The organism is Streptomyces sp. NPDC094147 (assembly GCF_044764265.1).
GTDB lineage: Bacteria > Actinomycetota > Actinomycetes > Streptomycetales > Streptomycetaceae > Streptomyces.
The window spans coordinates 889,545-910,288 of record NZ_JBIWHT010000001.1 but is presented as its reverse complement, the minus strand read 5'-3'; the positions used below and the strand labels follow the sequence as shown (position 1 = coordinate 910,288).

Genomic DNA, 20,744 nt, shown 5'->3' with positions numbered 1-20,744 from the left:
GACGGGAGCTACGCCCGCATGCTTGAGCAGAACGAACCCGGTACGGCCGGGGACAACACCAACAACGATCAGAACAGCCCCAGCGACACGCTGCCGCCGCGCCGCAGGCGCCGTGCGGCCTCGCGGCCCGCGGGCCCGCCGGTCGGCGCGCAGAACGCGGAGCCCGCGGGGCAGACCGCCGAGCCGGCCGCGCCGGTGGCCGTCGAGTCCGCTGCGGACGAGGCTCCCGCGCCGCGCACCCGTCGCCGTGCGACGCGCAAGGCGACGGCTCCGGCCGGTGCGCCGCAGGCCGTGGAGACCGCTGAGACCGCAGGGGTTGCAGAGGCCGTTGAGGCGCCTGCTTCGCCCGAATCCGCTGCCTCCGTCGAGTCCGCCGCGGACGAGGCTCCCGCGCCGCGTACGCGCCGTCGTGCGACGCGCAAGGCGACGGCTCCGGCCGGTGCGCCGCAGGCCGTCGTGTCCGCCGAGGCCGTCGAGACGCCCGCCCCGGTCGAGTCCGCTGCCGTGGCAGACAGTGACGAGGCCGCTCCGGCCCCGCGCACCCGTCGCCGTGCCACGCGCAAGGTGACCGCTCCGGCCGGTGCGCCCAAGGCCGCCGAAGACCTGGTGGAGGCCGCCCCGGCCCCGGTCGTCGTCGCGGCGCCCGAGAGCGTCGAGGAAGCCGCAGCCGAGGAGTCCGCCGCCCCCGCGCCGCGGGCCCGCCGCCGTGCGACCCGTAAGGCGACCGCCCCGCAGACCACGGTCGAGGCCCCGGTCGTCGCCGATGTGACCGAGCTGGACGAGGCCGAAGAGGCCGAGGAGGCCGAAGAGATCGCCGCCGTCGAGGTCCCGGTCGTGGAGGACGAGGCGCCGCGTGGCCTCCCCCGAGGCCTCAAGGGCCAGGGAGGTGCCCCCATCCGCCGCCGGGCCGCCCGGCCCGCTTCCGCCCCGCAGTTCACCCCGGTCGAGCCGGCGCCGCAGGCCGCGCCCGAGGACGAGGAGCCCACCGGCGGGCGGTCCCGCCGCCGCGCCACGCGTCCCGCCGTGGCCGTGTTCCAGGCGCCGGTCTTCACCGAGCCGATGTTCCAGACCCCGGAGACGGCTGCGGCCGCCGCTGCCGCCGCCCGCGTCGAGGAGCCCGCCGAGGCCGAGGAGGCAGCCGTCGAGGCCGCCGAGCCGGTCGCCGCCGAGCCGCAGGGCCGCTCGCGCCGTCGCCGCCGCCGTGGCGAGCCCGCCGAGCCGGTGCTCGACAAGGCCGCCGAGGAGCCGGTCGAGGAGCACGTGGAGGAGGCCGCCGAGGCCGAGGCCGACGTGGAGTCCGAGGACTCCGACGACGACCGCCCCTCGCGCCGCCGTCGCCGTGGCGGCCGTCGCCGTCGTCGCGGTGAGTCCGCCGAGGCGGAGGACGCCGCGGAGGAGCAGGCCTACGAGCCCGCCGAGCAGACCGAGCCGGTCGGGGGAGCCGAGTCCGAGGAAGAGGACGAGGAGCACGAGGACGAGGACGGCACCCCGTCCGCGGCCGGCACCAGCAGCAGCCGTCGCCGGCGCCGCCGCCGTCGCCGCACCGGCGACGCGGGCCCCGAGGGCGAGCCGGGCTCCGACGACCCGGAGCGTACGGTCGTCAAGGTCCGTGAACCGCGCCCGGCCCGCGAGCGCGCGGAGTCCACCTCCTCCGACGAGGTCCAGTCCATCAAGGGCTCGACCCGCCTGGAGGCGAAGAAGCAGCGCCGCCGCGAGGGCCGCGAGCAGGGCCGCCGCCGCGTCCCGATCATCACCGAGGCGGAGTTCCTGGCCCGCCGCGAGGCCGTCGAGCGCGTCATGGTCGTCCGCCAGCACGGCGAGCGCACCCAGATCGGCGTCCTCGAAGACAACGTGCTGGTCGAGCACTACGTCAACAAGGAGCAGGCCACCTCGTACGTCGGCAACGTGTACCTGGGCAAGGTCCAGAACGTACTGCCGTCCATGGAGGCCGCGTTCGTCGACATCGGCAAGGGCCGCAACGCCGTCCTGTACGCCGGTGAGGTCAACTTCGAGTCGCTCGGCATGGGCAACGGCCCGCGCCGCATCGAGGCCGCCCTCAAGTCCGGCCAGTCGGTGCTCGTCCAGGTGACGAAGGACCCGATCGGCCACAAGGGCGCCCGACTGACCAGCCAGGTCTCGCTGCCCGGCCGCTACCTGGTGTACGTGCCCGAGGGCTCGATGACCGGCATCAGCCGCAAGCTGCCCGACACCGAGCGCGCGCGTCTGAAGACCATCCTCAAGAAGATCGTCCCCGAGGACGCGGGCGTCATCGTGCGCACCGCCGCCGAGGGCGCGAGCGAGGACGAGCTGCGCCGTGACGTCGAGCGTCTCCAGGCGCAGTGGGCCGACATCCAGAAGAAGGCCAACCAGATCTCGACGTCGTCGCCGTCGCTGCTCTACGGCGAGCCGGACATGACCGTCCGGGTCGTCCGCGACATCTTCAACGAGGACTTCTCGAAGGTCATCGTCAGCGGTGACGAGGCCTGGGAGACCATCCATGGCTACGTCTCGCACGTCGCGCCCGACCTGGCCGACCGGCTGTCCCGGTGGACCAGCGAGGTCGACGTCTTCGCGACGTACCGGATCGACGAGCAGCTGGCGAAGGCGCTGGACCGCAAGGTCTGGCTGCCGTCCGGCGGCTCGCTGGTGATCGACAAGACCGAGGCGATGATCGTCGTCGACGTCAACACCGGCAAGTTCACCGGCCAGGGCGGCAACCTCGAAGAGACCGTGACGAGGAACAACCTCGAAGCGGCCGAGGAGATCGTGCGCCAGTTGCGGCTGCGCGACCTGGGCGGCATCGTCGTCATCGACTTCATCGACATGGTCCTGGAGTCCAACCGCGACCTGGTGCTGCGCCGTCTGCTCGAATGCCTGGGCCGCGACCGCACCAAGCACCAGGTGGCCGAGGTCACGTCGCTGGGTCTGGTCCAGATGACCCGCAAGCGGGTCGGCCAGGGTCTCCTGGAGTCGTTCTCCGAGACCTGCGTCCACTGCAACGGGCGCGGCGTGATCGTGCACATGGAGCAGCCGACCAGTGCCGGCGGCGGCGCGGGCAAGCGTCCCAAGAAGCGCGGCCGCGGCGGCGCCGAGCACGACCAGCACATCCACGAGCACGAGGCCGTCGAGATCGCGGCCGACGTCGACCACGAGGCCGTCGAGTCCGAGGCCGAGGTCGCCGCCGAGATCGCGGCACCGGTCGCTCTCGCCGAGCCGGAGTTCGTGCCCGACGAGGAGCTGTACAGCAGCGTCGCCGAGGCGGAGGCAGCGGCCCGTGGAGGCCTCCGAGGCCTCAGGGGCCAGGGAGGTACCCCCTCGCGCCGCCGGGCCACCCGCAGGGCGTCGGCTCCGGCCGGTGCGCCCCGGGCGGCGGCGGCCGAGGCCCCGGCCGCTCCGGTCGAGGAGCCGGAGGCTCCGCAGGCGGTGACGGTCGCGTCGTTCATCGAGGACGAGGCCCCGCGCGGTCGCACCCGCCGCCGCGCCACCCGCAAGGTGTCGGCCCCGGCGGGCGCGCCGAAGCCGGCCGCCGCCGAGCCGGTGGTGGTCGTGACGGAGCCCGAGCCGAAGGCGGAGGAGCCCGTGGCCGAGCAGGTCGTGGCCGTCGCCGAGCCTGTCGTCGAGGAGGCGCCCGTCGCCGCCCCGCCGCGGGCCCGCCGCCGGGCGACGCGCAAGGCGACGGCCCCGGCCGGTTCGCCGTCGGGCGCCGAGGACGCGGCGATCGTCGTGGTGGCCGCCGCCCCGGCAGCCGAGCCGGAAGCCCCGGTCGCGGAGCCCGCCGAGTCGGCGGAGCCCGCCGAGGCGGCCGCTCCGGCCAAGAAGGCGGCTCGCAAGACCGCCAAGAAGGCCACCGCGAAGAAGGCCGCCACCAAGAAGACGGCGGCCAAGAAGACCGTGGCGAAGAAGACGACCGCCAAGAAGGCCGCGGCCAAGAAGACGACGGCGGCGGCCGAGCAGCAGCAGTCCTCGGTTTCGGCGTCGACTGACAGCTGACGGCTGACGGTTGACAAATGTCGGCTGACAACTGACAACTGACAGACGACAAGGGTCAGCCGACAGCCGACAGACAGCCCCCGCTCAGCCGACGTACACCAAGCGGTAGTTGGCTGATGCAAGGCCCCAAGAGCCCGTCCCCGGAACGCCGGGGGCGGGCTCTGTCGTACGAAGGAGAGTCCGTCCCCGCATGAGTGCGATCACCAAAGCCGTCATTCCCGCCGCCGGGCTCGGCACCCGGTTCCTTCCGGCCACCAAGGCCACGCCGAAGGAGATGCTGCCGGTGGTGGACAAGCCGGCCATTCAGTACGTGGTGGAGGAGGCGGTGGCGGCGGGCCTGTCGGACGTGCTCATGGTCACCGGCCGCAACAAGCGCCCCCTGGAGGACCACTTCGACCGCAATCACGAGCTGGAGTCGGCGCTGACCCGCAAGGGTGACGCCGACCGGCTCGCGAGGGTACGGGAGTCCAGCGACCTGGCGGCCGTCCACTACGTGCGCCAGGGCGCTCCGAAGGGCCTGGGCCACGCGGTGCTGTGCGCGGCCCCGCACGTCGGCGACGAGCCCTTCGCGGTGCTCCTCGGTGACGACCTGATCGACGCGCGGGATCAGTTGCTGTCGCGGATGCTGGAGGTCCGCGAGCGCGAGGGCGGCAGTGTGATCGCGCTGATGGAGGTCGATCCGGAGCAGATCCACCTCTATGGCTGCGCGGCCGTCGAAACCACCGCCGAGAGTGACGTCGTACGCGTCACCGGGCTTGTGGAGAAGCCCGAGGCGTCCGAGGCGCCTTCCAACCTCGCCATCATCGGCCGGTACGTCCTGGACCCGGCCGTCTTCGACGTGCTGCGCACCACCGCACCCGGCCGGGGCGGCGAGATCCAGCTCACCGACGCGCTCAACCGGCTCGACACCGTGCACGGCGTCGTCTTCAAGGGGCGCCGGTACGACACGGGGGACCGGGCTGACTATCTGCGCTCCATCGTGCGTCTGGCCAGCGAGCGAGCGGACCTGGGTCCGGACTTCCGGGCGTGGCTGCGTGGTTTCGTCGCCGAGGAGTGCGGGTAATGGCGCCGGTTTGACCCGCCACGCCCGGCCCCGTAGCCTTGACCCTCGGCGTGTTTATATACGCGCCTGCCCCTGAGCACCTCACCTCCCGGTCCGCCGGGGGAGGCCCCCTGCTTTCCTGCGGGAGGGCTGGCTTCAAGGGTTCCGTATCGAGCGAGAGAGAGATCCGCGTGTACGCCATCGTGCGCAGCGGTGGTCGCCAGCACAAGGTTGCTGTCGGCGACATCGTTGAGGTTGACAAGATTTCCACTGCCAAGGTTGGCGACACGGTCGAGCTCTCGACCCTGCTCGTTGTCGACGGCGACGCTGTGACCAGCGACCCGTGGGTGCTGGCCGGTATCAAGGTCACCGCCGAGGTCGTGGACCACCACAAGGGTGCCAAGATCGACATCCTTCGGTACAAGAACAAGACCGGCTACCGCCGTCGCCAGGGCCACCGCCAGCAGTACACGGCGATCAAGGTCACCGGCATCCCCACGGCTGCGAAGTAAGGGACTGAGGAGACATGGCACACAAGAAGGGCGCATCGTCCACTCGGAACGGTCGCGACTCCAACGCTCAGCGGCTCGGTGTGAAGCGCTTCGGCGGTCAGACCGTGCTCGCCGGTGAGATCCTGGTCCGTCAGCGCGGCACCCACTTCCACCCGGGTGCGGGCGTCGGTCGCGGTGGCGACGACACCCTGTTCGCGCTGCTGCCCGGCGCGGTGCAGTTCGGCACCCACCGTGGCCGCAAGGTCGTGAACATCGTTCCGGTTGCCTGATCACTTAGGCACCCGTAGAGCGGTTTCAGCGGAGGCGGACCTCACTTCCCCCACGGGAAGCGGGTCCGCCTTTCGCGTGTTACTAGATAGACATTCCCGTACTTACTGGAGGCACACCCCATGACCACCTTCGTGGACCGCGTCGAGCTGCACGTCGCCGCGGGTAACGGAGGCCACGGCTGCGCCTCCGTTCACCGTGAGAAGTTCAAGCCGCTCGGCGGCCCGGACGGCGGCAACGGCGGCCGTGGCGGCGACGTCATCCTGGTCGTCGACCAGTCCGTGACGACGCTCCTTGAATACCACCACTCGCCGCACCGCAAGGCCACCAACGGCAAGCCCGGCGAGGGCGGCAACCGGTCCGGCAAGGACGGCCAGGACCTCGTCCTGCCCGTGCCGGACGGCACCGTCGTGCTCGACAAGAACGGCAACGTGCTGGCCGACCTGGTCGGCGAGGGCACCACCTACATCGCCGCCGAGGGCGGCCGCGGCGGCCTCGGCAACGCGGCGCTCGCCTCCGCCCGCCGCAAGGCCCCCGGCTTCGCGCTGCTCGGCGTGCCGGGCGTGGACGGCGACATCGTCCTGGAGCTCAAGACCGTCGCCGACGTCGCCCTGGTGGGCTACCCGAGCGCCGGGAAGTCCTCGCTGATCTCCGTCCTCTCGGCGGCCAAGCCGAAGATCGCGGACTACCCGTTCACCACGCTGGTCCCGAACCTGGGCGTGGTCACGGCCGGTTCGACCGTCTACACCATCGCGGACGTCCCCGGTCTCATCCCCGGCGCCAGCCAGGGCAAGGGCCTGGGCCTGGAGTTCCTGCGGCACGTCGAGCGCTGCTCGGTCCTCGTGCACGTACTGGACACCGCGACGCTGGAGTCGGAGCGCGACCCGGTCTCCGACCTCGACATCATCGAGGAGGAGCTGAAGCAGTACGGCGGCCTGGACGACCGCCCGCGCATCGTCGTCCTCAACAAGATCGACATCCCGGACGGCAAGGACCTGGCGGACATGATCCGCCCGGAGCTGGAGGAGCGCGGCTACCAGGTCTTCGAGGCCTCCGCCGTCGCCCGTACCGGCCTGAAGGAGCTGTCCTTCGCGCTCGCCGGGATCGTCGCCGAGGCGCGCGCCGCCAAGCCGAAGGAGGAGGCGACCCGCATCGTCATCCGCCCGAAGGCGGTCGACGACGCCGGATTCACCGTCGTCTTCGACGAGGCGAACGAGGTCTACCGGGTGCGCGGCGAGAAGCCGGAGCGCTGGGTGCGCCAGACCGACTTCAACATCGACGAGGCCGTCGGCTACCTCGCGGACCGCCTCAGCCGCCTCGGTGTCGAGGAGGCCCTGATGAAGGCCGGTGCCCACGCGGGCGACGGCGTGGCGATCGGCCCCGAGGAGAACGCGGTCGTCTTCGACTGGGAGCCGACGATGATGGCCGGCGCCGAGATGCTGGGCCGCCGGGGCGAGGACCACCGCTTCGAGGCACCGCGTCCCGCCGCCCAGCGCCGCCGGGACCGCGACGCGGAGCGCGACGAGGCGGAGCAGGAGTTCAAGGACTTCGGACCGTTCTAGCCGGTCGGGCCCGACGGGTGTGCGGGGCCGGTGGTTTCGGGGGCTCCCGTAGGATTCCTGCGTGAGCCAGAGTCCCACCACCCCGCACGGCGTCAGCGTCGTCGTCATCGCCTACAACGACGCCGAGCTGGTCGGTGACGCCGTTCGGTCGGCCCTCGCGCAGGGGCCGGCCGTCGCCGAGGTCGTGGCCGTCGACGACTGCTCCGGCGACGGCACCGCGGCCGTCCTGAACGCATTGGCCGCCACCGAGCCCCGGCTGCGGGTCGTACGCCGCGCGGACAACAGCGGCGGCTGCGGAACGCCCCGCAACGACGGCATCGCCGCCGCCACCGCCCCGTACGTCATGTTCCTGGACAGCGACGACGTGCTGCCCCCCGGCGCCGTCCCGGCGCTCCTGGCCGCCGCCGAGCGGCACGGCACCGACGTCACTGTGGGCCGGGCCGTGCGCCGCGAGCTGCCCGGCGGCCGCGATGTGCGCTGGCAGCCCGGCCTGTACCGGGAGGCGGCCGTGTACGAGTCGCCCGAGGCCGAGCCGAAGCTGCTCCACGACACCCTCTGCGTCAACAAGCTCTACCGGCGCGACTTCCTGAATGACCGTCAACTCCGGTTCCCCGACGGCAAGTTCGTGTACGAGGACTTCGTCTTCACGGCCCGCGTGTACGCCGCCGCGCCCCGCGTCGCCGTGGTGCCCGAGCTCGTCTACGTCTGGCATGTGCGCCGCGCCGCCGCCCAGGTCTCCATCTCGCTGGCCCGCAAGGACGTCGCCAACTGGCAGGCGCGGATCGCCGCCCACACCCAGGCCGTCGAGGCGTTCCGGGCCGCCGGCCGCAAGGAGCTCGCGGCCGCCTGCCGCACCAAGTTCATCGACTACGACCTGTGCCTGTACGCCCGCGAACTGCGGGTGCGCGACGCCGGGTACCAGGCCGACTGGTGGCGGCTGGCCCGTACCCACCTCACCGCCTTCGAGGCCGCGGAGCGGGCAGCGGCGGCCGCGCCGGCCCGCTGGATCGCCCAGGTGGTGCTCGGCGCCGAAGCCCCCCGCGACCTGGAGCGGCTCTCCCAGCTCGCCGCCGACCCGGCCCGGCTGACCCCGCCGTACGCGACCGCCGGGCCCGGCCCGGTGTGGGCCGACGATCTCCCCGACGTACCGCTCGACGGACTCGACGACCTGCCCGCGGGCCTGCTGCCGGTCACCGTCGACGCCACCTTGCTGGCTGGCCGGCGCGGCATCCTCAAGCTGCGCGTGCACGAGCTGTACGGGCGGCTCGCGGCGACCGGCGCCCCGGCGAGCGCCGACGTCGAGTTCGTGCCGAGGGACGGCGGCGAACCCGCCCTGACGCTCACCGCGCCGCTGCGCGCGGCCGAGGGGGGCTGGAGCGGGCAGGTGCCCGTGGCGCTCGCGCGGCTGGCCGCGGCGGGCGGCCGCGGCACCCAGATCTGGGACCTGAGGGTCCGGCTGAACACCCCCGCGGGTCCGGGCCCGCACACCGCGCTCCGGGCACAGCCGTCCGGACTGCGGCGCACGGCGGTCCCCGGCAGCCGGTACGGTGTTCTGCTGGTGCAGCCTTACCGGACGGCGAGCGGTTCGCTCGCGGTGCGGCTCGCACCCGGAGTGCAGGGGGCCTTCGGGGTGGTCGGCGGGAAGCTGCGCCGACTGACCCGGACAGCCCGGTCAAGGCGACGATGAGGACGTGGACACGCATATGACTTTTCTGATCACTGGCGGTGCCGGATACATCGGTTCCCATGTCGTGCGGGCCATGACGTCGGCGGGGGAGCGGGTGGTCGTCCTCGACGACCTGTCCACGGGCGACGCGGCCCGCGTGCCGCAGGGTGTGCCGCTGGTGGTCGGCTCCGTCCTGGACCGCGAGCTGCTGGACCGGACCTTCGCGGAGCACGCGATCACCGGCGTGGTGCACCTCGCGGGCAAGAAGCAGGTCGGCGAGTCCGTCGAGATCCCGCTGCACTACTACCGGGAGAACGTGTTCGGCCTGACCGTGCTCCTGGAAGCGGTCGCCGACGCGGGCGTGCGCACCTTCCTGTTCTCCTCGTCCGCCTCCGTGTACGGCATGCCCGACGTCGACCTGGTCACCGAGGACACCCCGTGCCTGCCGATGAGCCCGTACGGCGAGACCAAGCTGGCCGGTGAGTGGCTGGTCCGCGCGGCCGGCAAGGCGCACGGCATCTCCACGGGCTGCCTGCGCTACTTCAACGTGGCGGGCGCCGCCGCCCCCGAGCTCGCCGACACCGGCATCTTCAACCTCGTGCCGATGGTGTTCGAGAAGCTGGAGGACGGCGAGCCGCCGCGCATCTTCGGCGACGACTACGAGACCCCCGACGGCACCTGCGTGCGCGACTACATCCACGTCGAGGACCTCGCCGATGCCCACCTGGCCGCGGCCCGCAAGCTCGCCGAGTCCGCGCAGGCCGGCGAGTTCCGGGACCTGACCGTCAACATCGGCCGCGGCGAAGGCGTTTCGGTGCGCGAGATGGTCGACCTGATCAACGAGATCACCGGCCGGGGCATCGCCCCCGAGGTCCACCCGCGGCGCGCGGGCGACCCGGCGCGCGTGGTCGCCTCGGCCGACCGCATCGCCGAGGAACTGGGCTGGAAGGCCCACCACGACGTACGTTCCATGATCAGCTCGGCGTGGTCCGGCTGGCGCCACCACCAGGACGGCTGAGCCCGAGCCCGTACCCGTTACGCACGCAGAGTGCCCCGCCACCCGGGAAGGGTGGCGGGGCACTTCGCGTGAGGTCGGGTGCTCAGCGCCCGCGCAGCACCCGGCCCGCCCTGCGGCGCACCTGACGGGCCAGCGGCACCGGAACCGTCATCCGCAGCGGGGCGCCGGACGCGTCGGTCACCGGCACGTCCCGGCTGAACCCGCCTGCCACGAGCCGGAGTTGGAGCTCCCAGGTGCCCGGGGCGACGCCGTTGGCGGTGGCCCGCGCCGAGATGCGGCCGCCCGCGTCGACGTCGGTGGAGGTGGGCGCGGTCAGCGTGTGCCCGCCGGAGACCAGGAGCAGCCGGGCCTCGCCCCGGCCGGAGGACCAGCCCGGCACGGTGGTGCGGGCGGTGGCCTCGACCCGGCCGAAGCGGGCGCGCACCGCGGTGCCCCGGGCCGTGGTCGCGAGCAGCCTGCGGGTGTCGCCGATGTCGAGGTTCAGGTGCTGGTGGGCGGCCGAGTGGAAGAGGGCGGCGGCGCCGGGCCCGGCCTCGCCGCGGTCGACGAGGCGGGGCTCGGGCGAGACGTCGTAGCGGCTGCCCGCCGGGCGCGCCAGCCAGGCCTCCTTGTTGAGTTCGCCCGCGGTGACGGTGATCCGCATGGTCCACACGCCGTCGGGCAGCGGCCCGCCGTCGGCGGCCCGGCCGACGTCGACGGAGAGGGTGTACGTGCCGTCGTCGGCGGTCTCGGCGGGCACCCAGTACGTGTATCCCTGGCGGCGCAGCAGCGCGCCGACCTGCTGGTCGGCCGGGTCGAGCTCGCTGAGCCGGGCCGAGCCCGCGAGCCGCAGCACCGGCCCGTCCCAGGCGTAGGAGTCGACCTGCTGGACCAGCCGGATCCGGGAGGTGATGTCGTAACAGGAGTCGGGGATCGCCCGCCGCGCGTCACGGAAGTAGGGGTACGCGGCGTACGCGCGGTCGCCGTCCAGGCGTGCGGGGCCCAGGGCGTTCTCGGTGTCGGCGCGGACGATCTCGGTGAGCTCGTCCACCAGGCCGTGGCGCAGGCAGTGCACCCGAAGGCGCAGCCGGGGCGGCAGCGCCTCCATGATCCGGTCGGTGGTCCACTCGTCGAGCAGGACCCGGGCGGCCGCCGCCATCTCCTTGCGGCCGGCCTCGTCGCGGGCCAGGTACGGCTCGGCGAACATGCCGAGGATCTCGCCGTGGAAGTGACGCTCCATCAGCTTGTCGCGCTCGCGGCCGGCCGGCACCAGCTCGCCGACGGTGCGCAGGATGCCGCCGACGTAGCCGAGCTGGTCGACCCAGTCGACGTCCTGGCGGCTGGCGTTGGTGCCGTCGCCCCGGCCCTCCAGGAAGTAGCAGTCGTGGTCGGCCACCACCGAGATCTTCCTGGCGCGCAGCAGCGCGGGGACGGCGAACGGCACGTCCTCGCCGAGCAGCCGGTGCTCCACGAACCGCAGCCCGTGCTCCTCGATCAGCGAGCGGCGCCACAGCTTGTACGCGGCGAGCGTCCAGTACACCGGCGAGTCGAAGAGGTCGACCTCGGGGCTGGTGGTGCGGAAGTCCACCGGGGCGGCCCGGTCGATGCCGACGATCCGGCCGTACACGACGTCCGACTGCTCCTGGTCGGCCATCCTGACCAGCCGCTTCAGCGCGTCCGGGCCGAGGTAGTCGTCGGAGTCCAGGAAGAAGAGGTAGGTGCCGCGGGCCCGCTCGATGCCCACGTTGCGGGGCTTTCCGGCGCCGCCCGAGGCCTCCTGGTGGACCACCTGGACGTTGTCGCGGCCACGCGCCCACGCGTCGAGCCAGTCGCCGCTGCCGTCCGAGGAGCCGTCGTCGACCGCGATCACTTCGAGCTTGTGCTGCCCGATGGTCTGGCTGTCGACGGACCCGAAGCAGCGCTCCAGATACCGCAAGGTGTTGTGCACCGGCACGATCACGGTAACAACGGGGTCCATCGGCACACATCCTCGAATGGGGTCACGGCTGCGGTGTCGTCGGAGCCTCGGCTCGCGCGCCTGCGGACGCTAGCACAGCTATTCCTACTTATTGGAGGCCGCTGGCGGAGCAGTGTCAAAGGGTGTCGGTATGCGAAGTCTGTGCGGTTGCTGTGCTGGTGGGACGGGGTCGAAAGGCCCCGGCACACGTTTTGTGCCGGGGCCGCTCGGACCGTGGGACCGCACCTCGGGATGCGGCGCGGGTCAGCGCTCCAGGAACGCGAAGAGCTCCTCCCAGCGGCGGACGATCTCCTGCGTCCGGTACCGCTGGATGTTCGTGCGGGCCGCCTCGCCGAGCCGGTCGCGCAGCGCCTGGTCGGCCAGCAGGCTGTCCAGGCGGCGCGCGAAGGCGAGGGTGTTGCCGGGCGGCGCGAGCAGTCCGTCCTCGCCGTCCCGGATGATCTCGCGGATGCCGGGCGCGACGTCGAAGGCGACACACGGCACGGCCGTCGCCATCGCTTCGAGCAGCGACAGCGGGAAGCCCTCGCCGCGCGAGGCCAGCGTGAAGACCGAGCCGTCGCGCAGCGCGCCCGCCGGATCGTCGGTGCGGCCCATCCACTCCACCGAGCCGTCCAGACCGAGCTCGGTGCACTGGCGGCGCAGCGCCGCCTCGTCCGAGCCGGAGCCGTATATCCGCAGCGTCCAGCCCGGGTGCAGCGGGGCCACCTCGGACCAGGCGTCCAGAAGCAGGTCGGTGCCCTTCTCCTCGTGCAGCCGGCCGATGCTCACCACGTGCTTCCCGGTGCGCTGCGACGGCGTCTCGGGGAGGAACGGCAGCGGGTTGGGCATGAAGTCGACGTTGTCGAGCTTCTGCTGGGCCCACAGGTCGGCGTCCTCGCGGGTCAGCGCGAGCAGCCGGTCAACATCCTTGTAGTACCTCTTGACGCGCCCGAACCGGGACGACTTGCGGCAGGTCTCGAACGACTCGTGGGTCATGCCGATGACCGTCAGCGCGGACGTGTCGGCGAGCGCCACCCACTCCATCGCCCACACCTGGGTGACGATGACGACCGCGCCGGGACGGGCCCCCCGGAACATCCGGGTCAGCTTGGCCGCCTGCTCGTGCATGCCCGCGGTACGGGCGGCGCGACGGCGGTGGTCGGCCAGGTTCAGCCTGCCCTTGATGCCGTGCGGGCCGGGCACCGACGGCGGATGCACGTCGTACAGCGTCGTCGTCCCGTAGGGGAGGTCGTCGCCCAGCTCGAAGGGGTGCGAGGGCGGAGTGATGCCGACGACGTGCACCCGGTTGCCGCGGGCCGCGAACAGCCGGGCCATCTGGTGCGACCAGGTCGCGACGCCGCCCAGCTCGTTGACGGCGTTGGAGACGAAGAAGATGTCACGGCCGCCGGCACTGGCGGACTGCTCGGTCACTTACCGCTCCCGGAGGTGAAGAACTTGGCAACGATCTGCTGGGCCGCGGTGCCCTTGTCGTACTCGCCGAACTCGGCCGCGAACCGCTCCCGCGCCCCGGCGTACTCGGTGTCCGCCGACTTGAGCCCCTCCACCGCCGCGAACAGCTCGGCCTCGGTGGCGACGACCGGACCGGGCGCCTTCTCCCGCAGGTCGAAGTAGGTGCCGCGGGACTCGTCCGCGTACTCCTCGTAGTCGTACGTGAAGAAGACCATCGGGCGGTCGAGGAGCGTGTAGTCGAACATCAGCGACGAGTAGTCGGTGATCAGGCCGTCGGCGAGGACGAGCAGCGGGGAGATGTCGTAGCCGCTGGAGACGTCGATCACCTTGCCGCGCACCGACGGCGGCAGCACGACCTGGTTGAGGTAGTGCGAGCGGATCAGCAGCGTGTACTCGTCGCCGAAGCGCTCCGCGAACGCCTCGACATCGAAGGGCAGCTCGAAGCGGCGGACCGAGCCCTGCGGCGTGGCCCGGAACGTCGGCGCGTACAGCAGGATCTTCTTCGCCGGGTCGATCTTCAGGTCGGCGGCGATGGGACCGCGCTCGCGCGAGCCCGACTCGGCCTCCTTCTCGCGGGCCCTGACCAGCTCGTCGTTGCGCGGGTAGCCGGTGCGCAGCAGCCGGTCCTCGCGCAGCCGGAAGCCCTTGGCGAGGGTGCGCACATCGTGCTCGGAGCGGACCAGGAAGTGGTCGAAGCGGTCCAGGCCCTTTTGGTGCCGCTCCCGCTCCGGACGGCCGAGCACCTTCATCTGCGGCAGGTCGAAGCCCATCCGCTTGAGCGCGCTGCCGTGCCAGGTCTGGATGTACGTGGTGCCGGACCGCTTGCTCAGGGACGCCGGGAAGCCCTGGTTGTCGATCCAGAACTCGGCCTGCGCCAGCGCCCGCAGATAGGCGTAGCTCCACCGCTTGACCAGCGTGGCGTCCTTGGGGAAGCCGGTCGGCTTGGCGCCCTCGTAGGACCAGACGGCCTCGAAGTCCACGCCCTGGCGGCGCATCTCGTCGTAGATCGCCTTCGGGCTGTCGCTGAACTGCTTGCCCATGTGGCTCTCGAAGACCACCAGGCCCTTGCGGACGGGCAGCTTGCAGAGCACGTCGTGGTAGACCCGGACCTTGGTCTCGCCCGAGTTGAGGTCCTTCTTCGCCCGGCGGGCCTTGCGCAGACCCTTCTTGGCGATGCCGGCCGCCCTGCTCTGCAGCGCCTCGTCGATCAGCCCCTGGGTGCGCACGGTCACCGCGCCCGCCGCCGTCAGGACGTACGACAGGTTGCCCTTCTTGGAGACCGAGGGCTCGATGCGGTCGGAGACCAGCCGGGTCAGCCGGGGGCGGATGTGCAGCGGATGCCCGGAGTTCACATCGATGCTGCCGGCCGAGACCCGCGTGGAGACCGCGTCGCCGTCGATGTCCAGGTTGAGCCAGACGTCCCAGACCACGTCGATGATGCCCAGCGGGCGCAGCTTGCGGGCGATGTCCGCCTCGGCCTTCCAGTCCAGCGTGCGCCCCGCGTGGGTCAGCGAGGTGAGCGGGAAGCGGAAGGACTGCAGGCTGGTGCGGCGGGCCCGGAACTCCAGGGTGCCGCTCAGCTCGGCGCCGGGCTTGACGCGGCCCAGCGGGTTCACCACCGAGCCGCCCAGGCGCACCTTGCCGCGGCCGTCGTCGGCGTACGAGGTGAGGCGGTTGCCCAGGGAGAGCTTGGTCAGCGGGCGGGTGTGGTAGCCGGCCTCGGTGACGTCCAGGATGCGGGCGCCGTCCGGGTCGTCGAGGTGCTCCGCGCACCAGTAGATCCGGCCGTCCTTCTCCACCAGCGGCGCGGAGAGCTTGCCCGGACTGATCAGGGCGTCGGCCGCCGGCATCAGGTTCTGCCAGTCCTCCTGGCCGAGCAGATAGGCGCAGATCGCCTGGATGGGCTGGACCTCGGCGTACGCCTGCGGGGAGATGGTCGCCAGGTAGCTGTTGGCGAGCTCGGCGAAGTCGTGCCGGTACTCGTTGTCGAGCAGCGGCAGGTCCCGCAGATGGAGGACGAGGTCGTGCTTGAGGAACTTGACGTCCTTGCGGAACTTGAGGTCGTCGTAGCCCTTCGACGCGAGCAGCTCGTCGACGCGCCGGTGGATCTCCATGCGGTGCACGAAGTTGGCGATCTCGTGGCGCCGGTTGCTGATCGACTTCGCCGAGGCGTTCTCGACGACGTTCCAGAAGTAGACCTGGTTGGGGATCAGCGCGATCCGGCGCGCGGCGACGTAGGCCTGCGCGGAGAACAGCAGGTCCTCGTAGTGGATGCCGACCGGGAAGGTCAGGCCCTGCTCCAGCAGGAAGTCACGCCGGTAGCACTTGTTGGTGGAGAGGGTGTCGAAGACCAGCAGGTCCGGCATCTCGGTGATCGATTCGAGGGTCCGGCTCACCGAATAGATCCACGGGTACCACTCGACGGTCTTGCCGTGCCGGCTGTCGACGTGGACCCGGACGCACATGCCGGACACGAGGTCGGCGCCGGTCCGCTCGGCCGCGGCGACCATGTTCCGGCAGGCGTTCTCCTCCAGGACGTCGTCGCTGTCGAGGAATATCACGTACGTGCCGAGCGCCTCGGAGATGCCGTGGTTGCGCGGTGCGCCGCAGCCGCCGCTGTTCTGCGGCAGCTGGAATGCCCGCACCCGTCCCGGGTTGGCGGCCTGGAGCTCCTGCGCGACCTCGAAGGAGCGGTCCTTGCTGCAGTCGTCGACGATCAGGACCTCGACACTCTTGTGGGTCTGGTCCAAGACAGACTGAACGGCCGTCGGCAGTCGATCGGCATCGTTGTAGACGATGACGATCACGGAGACGTCAGGCACTGGCACCTCAATCCATTTGTGCTAATGGCATGCGCTTCAACGCTACCTGGTATTCATCCACCCCTCGGCAGCCGCCCGGGGCCCACCACCACCCGTCCGGGGGGCGGGCGCCACGGCATGTCCGGCCCGTTCGTTACGCAACCGTGAGAAACGAACGGGCAACCAAAGACCCGCCCCGGCCATCTCCCGATGAGGCGATGCCACGGGCGGTCGCCCGTCGGGAACGTCATACTTCTCCTCGAACCATGTCCATCGCCGTCACGGCAGGACGCTGCGGACGAAGCAGACACAGAGCGAGTGAACGAGAAGGCACGGTGCTGAAAACCTCCCCTCCGGGATCGGCGACGACCGAAGAGACCAGCAGCCGCCGCGGCAGGAAGATCCTCGGGGCACAGACGGTCGCCGCGACCCTGTCGGCCGTGATCTCCATGGGCGCCTACTGCCTGGCGATGGCCGTGCACGGTACGTATCCCTTCGGATCCCGTTCGCGGGCCGTCAACGACCTCGGCAACCAGTTCGTGCCGTTCCACGCGCACCTGTGGGACCTCATGCACGGGAACACCTCCGGAGACCTCGTCTTCAACTGGGGCAGCGGCTTCGGCGTGCCCTTCCTCGGGGACTTCTTCACCTACCTCATGAACCCCTTCTCCTGGCTCGTCGGGCTCTTCCCGCGCGACCAGGTGGAGATACCGGTCTTCCTCGTCACGCTGTTCAGCGTCGGCCTCGCCGCGTTCCTCATGACCGTCCTGCTCGGCCGGCTGCGCCCCGGCTCGCCCTGGCTGCGCGGACTGCTCTCGGTCGGCTACGCGGTCAGCGCCTGGATGATCTCCGACGGGTTCTCCGACCCCATGTGGATGTGGGGCCTGGCCGCGTTCCCGATGCTCGGCATCGCCTCCGACTGGTGCCTGCGCGGCCGCCACTGGATCCTCGGCACCCTCCTCGTCTTCGCCTCCTGGGCCGGCAACTTCTACATCGCGGCCATGGCCACCATCGGCATGGGCCTGGTCCTCGTCGTCCGCCTGATCCTGGAGGACACCCCCGCCCGGCAGCGCCTGAACGTCCTGGTCCGGGCCGGCACGATGACCGTGACCGGCGTGCTGCTCGCCGCGCCCGTCCTCACCGTCGGCCTCAAGGCCAGCAAGCTCTCGCAGCCCGCCCCCGACGCCACGTACAAGGGCGCGCCCCACCCCACCGACTACCTGGCCCACCTGCTGCCGGGCGGGCTGCTCACCTCCGCGCCGCAGATCTCGGTGGGCCTGCTCCCGCTGCTCCTCGTCTTCGCTTTCCCGTTCATCCGGCGGGTGCCCGGCAAGGAGCGGATCGCCTGGTGCGTGCTGCTCGTCCTGGTCGCCCTGTCCTACATCTGGACGCCGACGATCCTGCTCTGGCACGGCCTGGCCATGCCCAACGGCAGCCCGTACCGCGCCTCCATCGCCCTCACCGCGATGCTCGTGATCGTCGCCTGGCTGGCGCTGGCCCGCCGCCCGCGCCCCAAGGAGCTCCTGTACGGGGCCGGGGTGACCGCGGTCGTCGTGGCCCTCGCCGCCCGCAGCCCCTACGTCTCGCGCGGCACCTGGATCCTCACCGTCGGCGGCGGACTGCTCGTCCTGGCGCTGCTGGTGCTGCTGTACCGGTTCCGCGGCGACCGCAGGCTGCGGATCGCGGTGACCGGCGGGCTCGCCTGCACCGTGTTCCTGTCCACCGCGTACACCGTCTTCTCGGTCACCGCCATCCGCGACAGCACCGACTGGTGGCAGCCCAAGCGGACCCTCGACTCGAAGTCGCTCGCCGCCCACGACGCCGTCCGCGCCCACGACGACTGGCCCGCCACCCGCAGCGACCCCGGCCCGCACGAGTTCGCCAACAACGACCCGCTGCTGCTCGGCGGCGAAGGCGGCTCGTACTACAGCAGCTACGTCCCGGCCAAGACCGCCGAGGCCCTGCACGCCCTCGGCGCCGGCTGGTACATACAGGGCCGCCACACGCTGAGCTTCACCGACCCCGTCGGCCGCGCGATCATGGGCGTCGGCAGCTACCTGGACTGGGCCAAGAACCCCAAGGGATTCGCCGAGAAGTCCGTGCCGGCCCCGCCCGTGGTCACCCTGCGGCCCGGCACCGCCACCGACGCCGGCGCCAAGGCCCATGACACCTCGGTCTACGCCCGCCAGGAGCGCGTGCTCGGCGCCTCCGTCTACGACGTGCTCGCCCTCGCCCCCGGCGCCGGTCCGGTGCCCACCAGCAAGCCCAACGGCGACTGGCACCTGCCCGGCAACGCCAAGGGCGGCAAGTGGACGTCGTTCACCGCCACCTGCACCCCCGGCACCGAGGCCTTCTGGTACGCGCCCTGGTACGCGGGGAACATCCAGGCGCTCGGCGGGAAGTTCGCCCAGGACGGCCGCTACAACATGACCAGCAACACCCTGCTGTCGCTCGGCACCGTCCCGGCCGACGGCAAGGTCACCGTCGCGCTGGGCACCCGCAAGGCCCAGGACATCCCGAAGTTCCCGGTCGGCTGCCTGGACCGCGCCAAGCTCACCGCCGCGGTCGGGCAGCTCAAGACCAGCGCGCCCCTGGAGGTCACGGCCGGCGGCCACTCCATCGCCGCCACCTTCCGCAAGGGCACCACGGGAACCGCCGTGATCTCCACGCCCGCCGTCACCGGCTGGCAGTGCTCGGTCGACGGCGGCGCCGCCCGCACCCCCGGTACTCTTGGCGGGCTGATTGCCGTGAGTCTCGGCGACGGCGGATCCCGGGTCTCGTGCTCGTACCAGACCCCCGGGCTGGGGCCCGGACTCCTGGCGAGCGGCCTGGCCCTGGTGGCCCTGCTCGCCGTCGGGGCCGTCGGCGTGGTCCGTACCCGGTCGTCCCGTTTCTCCTCCTCCACTTCTTCTTCCAACGGAAAGCGCTGATGATGAAGCTGTCGGTCGTCGTCCCCTGTTACAACGAAGAAGCGGTCATCGACCAATTCGACGCCAAGACCCGCAGCGTGCTCGACACCCTCGCGATCGAGTACGAGATCTGCTATGTGGACGACGGCAGCCGCGACAAGACGCTCATGCACCTGCGGGACCTGGCCGAAAAGCACCCCGACGCCACCCGCTACGTCTCCTTCAGCCGCAACTTCGGCAAGGAGGCCGGCATGCTCGCCGGGCTGCGCGAGGCCACCGGCGACGCCGTGGTCATCATGGACGCCGACCTCCAGCACCCGCCGGAGCTCATCGAGCGGATGCTCGACCTCTACCAGCTCGGCCACGACCAGATCATCGCCCGCCGCACCCGCGAAGGCGACAAGAAGGTCCGCTCCGCCCTGAGCCGCCTCTACTACCACGCGGTCAACAAGTGGGTCGACGTCGAACTCACCGACGGCGTCGGCGACTTCCGCATGCTGTCGCGGCCCGCCGTGGACGCGCTGCTCTCGCTCGGCGAGTACAACCGCTTCTCCAAGGGCCTGTTCTCCTGGATCGGCTTCGACACCGTCACCTTCGACTACCAGAACGCCCAGCGCGAGGCCGGCGAGACCAAGTGGAAGTTCGGCTCCCTGCTGAACTACGGCATGGACGGCCTGATCTCCTTCAACAACCGGCCGCTGCGCATCGCGATCTGGCTCGGCATCCTGCTCGCCGGAGTCGGCGCGGCCTACGCCCTGTGGATCACCGTCGCCGCCATCGCCTACGGCGTCAGCACCCCCGGTTACGTCACCCTCGTCGCCATCATCGTCGGCCTCGGCGGCGTGCAGATGGTGATGCTGGGCCTGATCGGCGAGTACATCGGCCGCATCTACTACGAGACCAAGCGCCGCCCGCACTTCCTGGTCAAGGAGTCCCACGGCTTCCCGGGCGGGCGCGAGCGCGTCGAGCGGCGCGAGGTGCGGCGCAACGACCAGCAGCACAAGGTGATCTGATGCCCAGTCAGCTCGGGCAGGTGATCCGGTTCGGCTTCGTCGGCGGAGTCAACACCTGCACCTTCTACGCCTTCTACTGGCCGCTGCTCCACCTGGCGAAGCTGCCGTACTTCGTCGCGTACACCATCGCCTTCCTGCTCAGCATGGTCGGCTCGTTCTTCCTGAACACCTACTTCACCTACCGCACCAGGCCGAGCTGGAAGAAGTTCCTGCTCTTCCCGCTCACCAACGTCACCAACTTCGTGGTGCAGAGCGCCGGCCTGTTCGTGCTGGTGCACTGGGTCGGGATGAACAAGACGATCGCCCCGCTGGTCGCCGCCGTGGTGGCGATCCCGTTCACCTATGTGCTGTCCCGCCGGATCCTGGTGCCGGGGCAGCAGGAGACGCGCGAGCCGGAAACGGCCGAGCCGAAGATCCCGGTGAAGTAGCGGGCCCGGGGGGGGGGGGGGGGGGGGGGGGCGGGGGGCGCCCCCCCCCCCCCCCGGGGGGGGGGGGGGGGGGGGCGCCGGGGGGGGGGGCGGGGCGGCCGGCCCAACCCCCCCCGCCCGGCCCGGGCGG

General features: G+C 71.5%; 13 protein-coding genes. 10 read left to right on the top strand and 3 right to left on the bottom strand.

The genetic code is table 11. The annotated features are described in order from the left end of the window. The first annotated feature begins 18 nt into the window (after nt 1-18). The 7 genes from ACIQ8J_RS04120 (at nt 19) to galE (ending at nt 10,057) form a co-directional block, all read left to right on the top strand. Nucleotides 19-3,990 (top strand): Rne/Rng family ribonuclease, encoded by a 3,972-nt coding sequence (locus ACIQ8J_RS04120; RefSeq protein ID WP_403264510.1) that lies wholly within the window; start codon nt 19-21, stop codon nt 3,988-3,990. 190 nt (nt 3,991-4,180) lie between these two features. Then, nucleotides 4,181-5,053: a UTP--glucose-1-phosphate uridylyltransferase GalU gene (galU, locus tag ACIQ8J_RS04115; protein ID WP_403264507.1), complete on the top strand. Its 873-nt coding sequence runs from the start codon at nt 4,181-4,183 to the stop codon at nt 5,051-5,053. A 170-nt stretch (nt 5,054-5,223) separates the two neighbouring features. Further along, a complete protein-coding gene (rplU, locus tag ACIQ8J_RS04110) occupies nt 5,224-5,544 on the top strand; it encodes a 50S ribosomal protein L21 (RefSeq protein ID WP_114036861.1) in 321 nt (106 codons plus the stop codon). Between the two features lie 14 nt (nt 5,545-5,558). Further along, on the top strand, nt 5,559-5,813 hold the full coding sequence (gene rpmA, locus ACIQ8J_RS04105) for a 50S ribosomal protein L27 (protein ID WP_189964347.1): 255 nt from the start codon (nt 5,559-5,561) through the stop codon (nt 5,811-5,813). Between the two features lie 120 nt (nt 5,814-5,933). Next, nucleotides 5,934-7,373 (top strand): GTPase ObgE, encoded by a 1,440-nt coding sequence (gene obgE, locus ACIQ8J_RS04100; RefSeq protein WP_403264503.1) that lies wholly within the window; start codon nt 5,934-5,936, stop codon nt 7,371-7,373. A gap of 61 nt (nt 7,374-7,434) precedes the next feature. Beyond that, the gene (locus ACIQ8J_RS04095; RefSeq protein WP_403264500.1) at nt 7,435-9,060 is read left to right on the top strand and encodes a glycosyltransferase family 2 protein; all 1,626 of its coding nucleotides are present in this window, start codon (nt 7,435-7,437) and stop codon (nt 9,058-9,060) included. 16 nt (nt 9,061-9,076) lie between these two features. Next, on the top strand, nt 9,077-10,057 hold the full coding sequence (galE, locus tag ACIQ8J_RS04090) for a UDP-glucose 4-epimerase GalE (protein ID WP_403264498.1): 981 nt from the start codon (nt 9,077-9,079) through the stop codon (nt 10,055-10,057). Between the two features lie 82 nt (nt 10,058-10,139). On the opposite strand, the gene ACIQ8J_RS04085 is transcribed toward galE, so the two are convergent. From ACIQ8J_RS04085 to ACIQ8J_RS04075, 3 genes are all read right to left on the bottom strand, one after another. Continuing rightward, nucleotides 10,140-12,014, bottom strand: a complete 1,875-nt coding sequence (locus tag ACIQ8J_RS04085) for a glycosyltransferase family 2 protein (protein WP_403264495.1) — start codon at nt 12,012-12,014, stop codon at nt 10,140-10,142. Nucleotides 12,015-12,257: 243 nt separating this feature from the next. After that, entirely contained in the window at nt 12,258-13,424 is a 1,167-nt protein-coding gene (locus tag ACIQ8J_RS04080) for a glycosyltransferase (protein ID WP_403264493.1), read from the bottom strand. After that, complete coding sequence (locus ACIQ8J_RS04075) at nt 13,421-16,291, bottom strand: CDP-glycerol glycerophosphotransferase family protein (protein ID WP_403264490.1); 2,871 nt, start codon at nt 16,289-16,291, stop codon at nt 13,421-13,423. Before ACIQ8J_RS04075 ends, ACIQ8J_RS04080 begins: the two co-directional genes overlap by 4 nt. Nucleotides 16,292-16,599: 308 nt before the next feature. On the opposite strand from ACIQ8J_RS04075, the gene ACIQ8J_RS04070 reads away from it, so the two are divergent. The 3 genes from ACIQ8J_RS04070 to ACIQ8J_RS04060 are packed head-to-tail and all read left to right on the top strand — an operon-like array spanning nt 16,600 to nt 20,614. Continuing rightward, nucleotides 16,600-19,194 (top strand): YfhO family protein, encoded by a 2,595-nt coding sequence (locus ACIQ8J_RS04070; protein WP_403264488.1) that lies wholly within the window; start codon nt 16,600-16,602, stop codon nt 19,192-19,194. Nucleotides 19,195-19,196: 2 nt separating this feature from the next. After that, nucleotides 19,197-20,186, top strand: a complete 990-nt coding sequence (locus tag ACIQ8J_RS04065; protein ID WP_403265237.1) for a glycosyltransferase family 2 protein — start codon at nt 19,197-19,199, stop codon at nt 20,184-20,186. Then, complete coding sequence (locus ACIQ8J_RS04060; protein ID WP_403264485.1) at nt 20,186-20,614, top strand: GtrA family protein; 429 nt, start codon at nt 20,186-20,188, stop codon at nt 20,612-20,614. Before ACIQ8J_RS04065 ends, ACIQ8J_RS04060 begins: the two co-directional genes overlap by 1 nt. Nucleotides 20,615-20,744 lie beyond the last annotated feature (130 nt).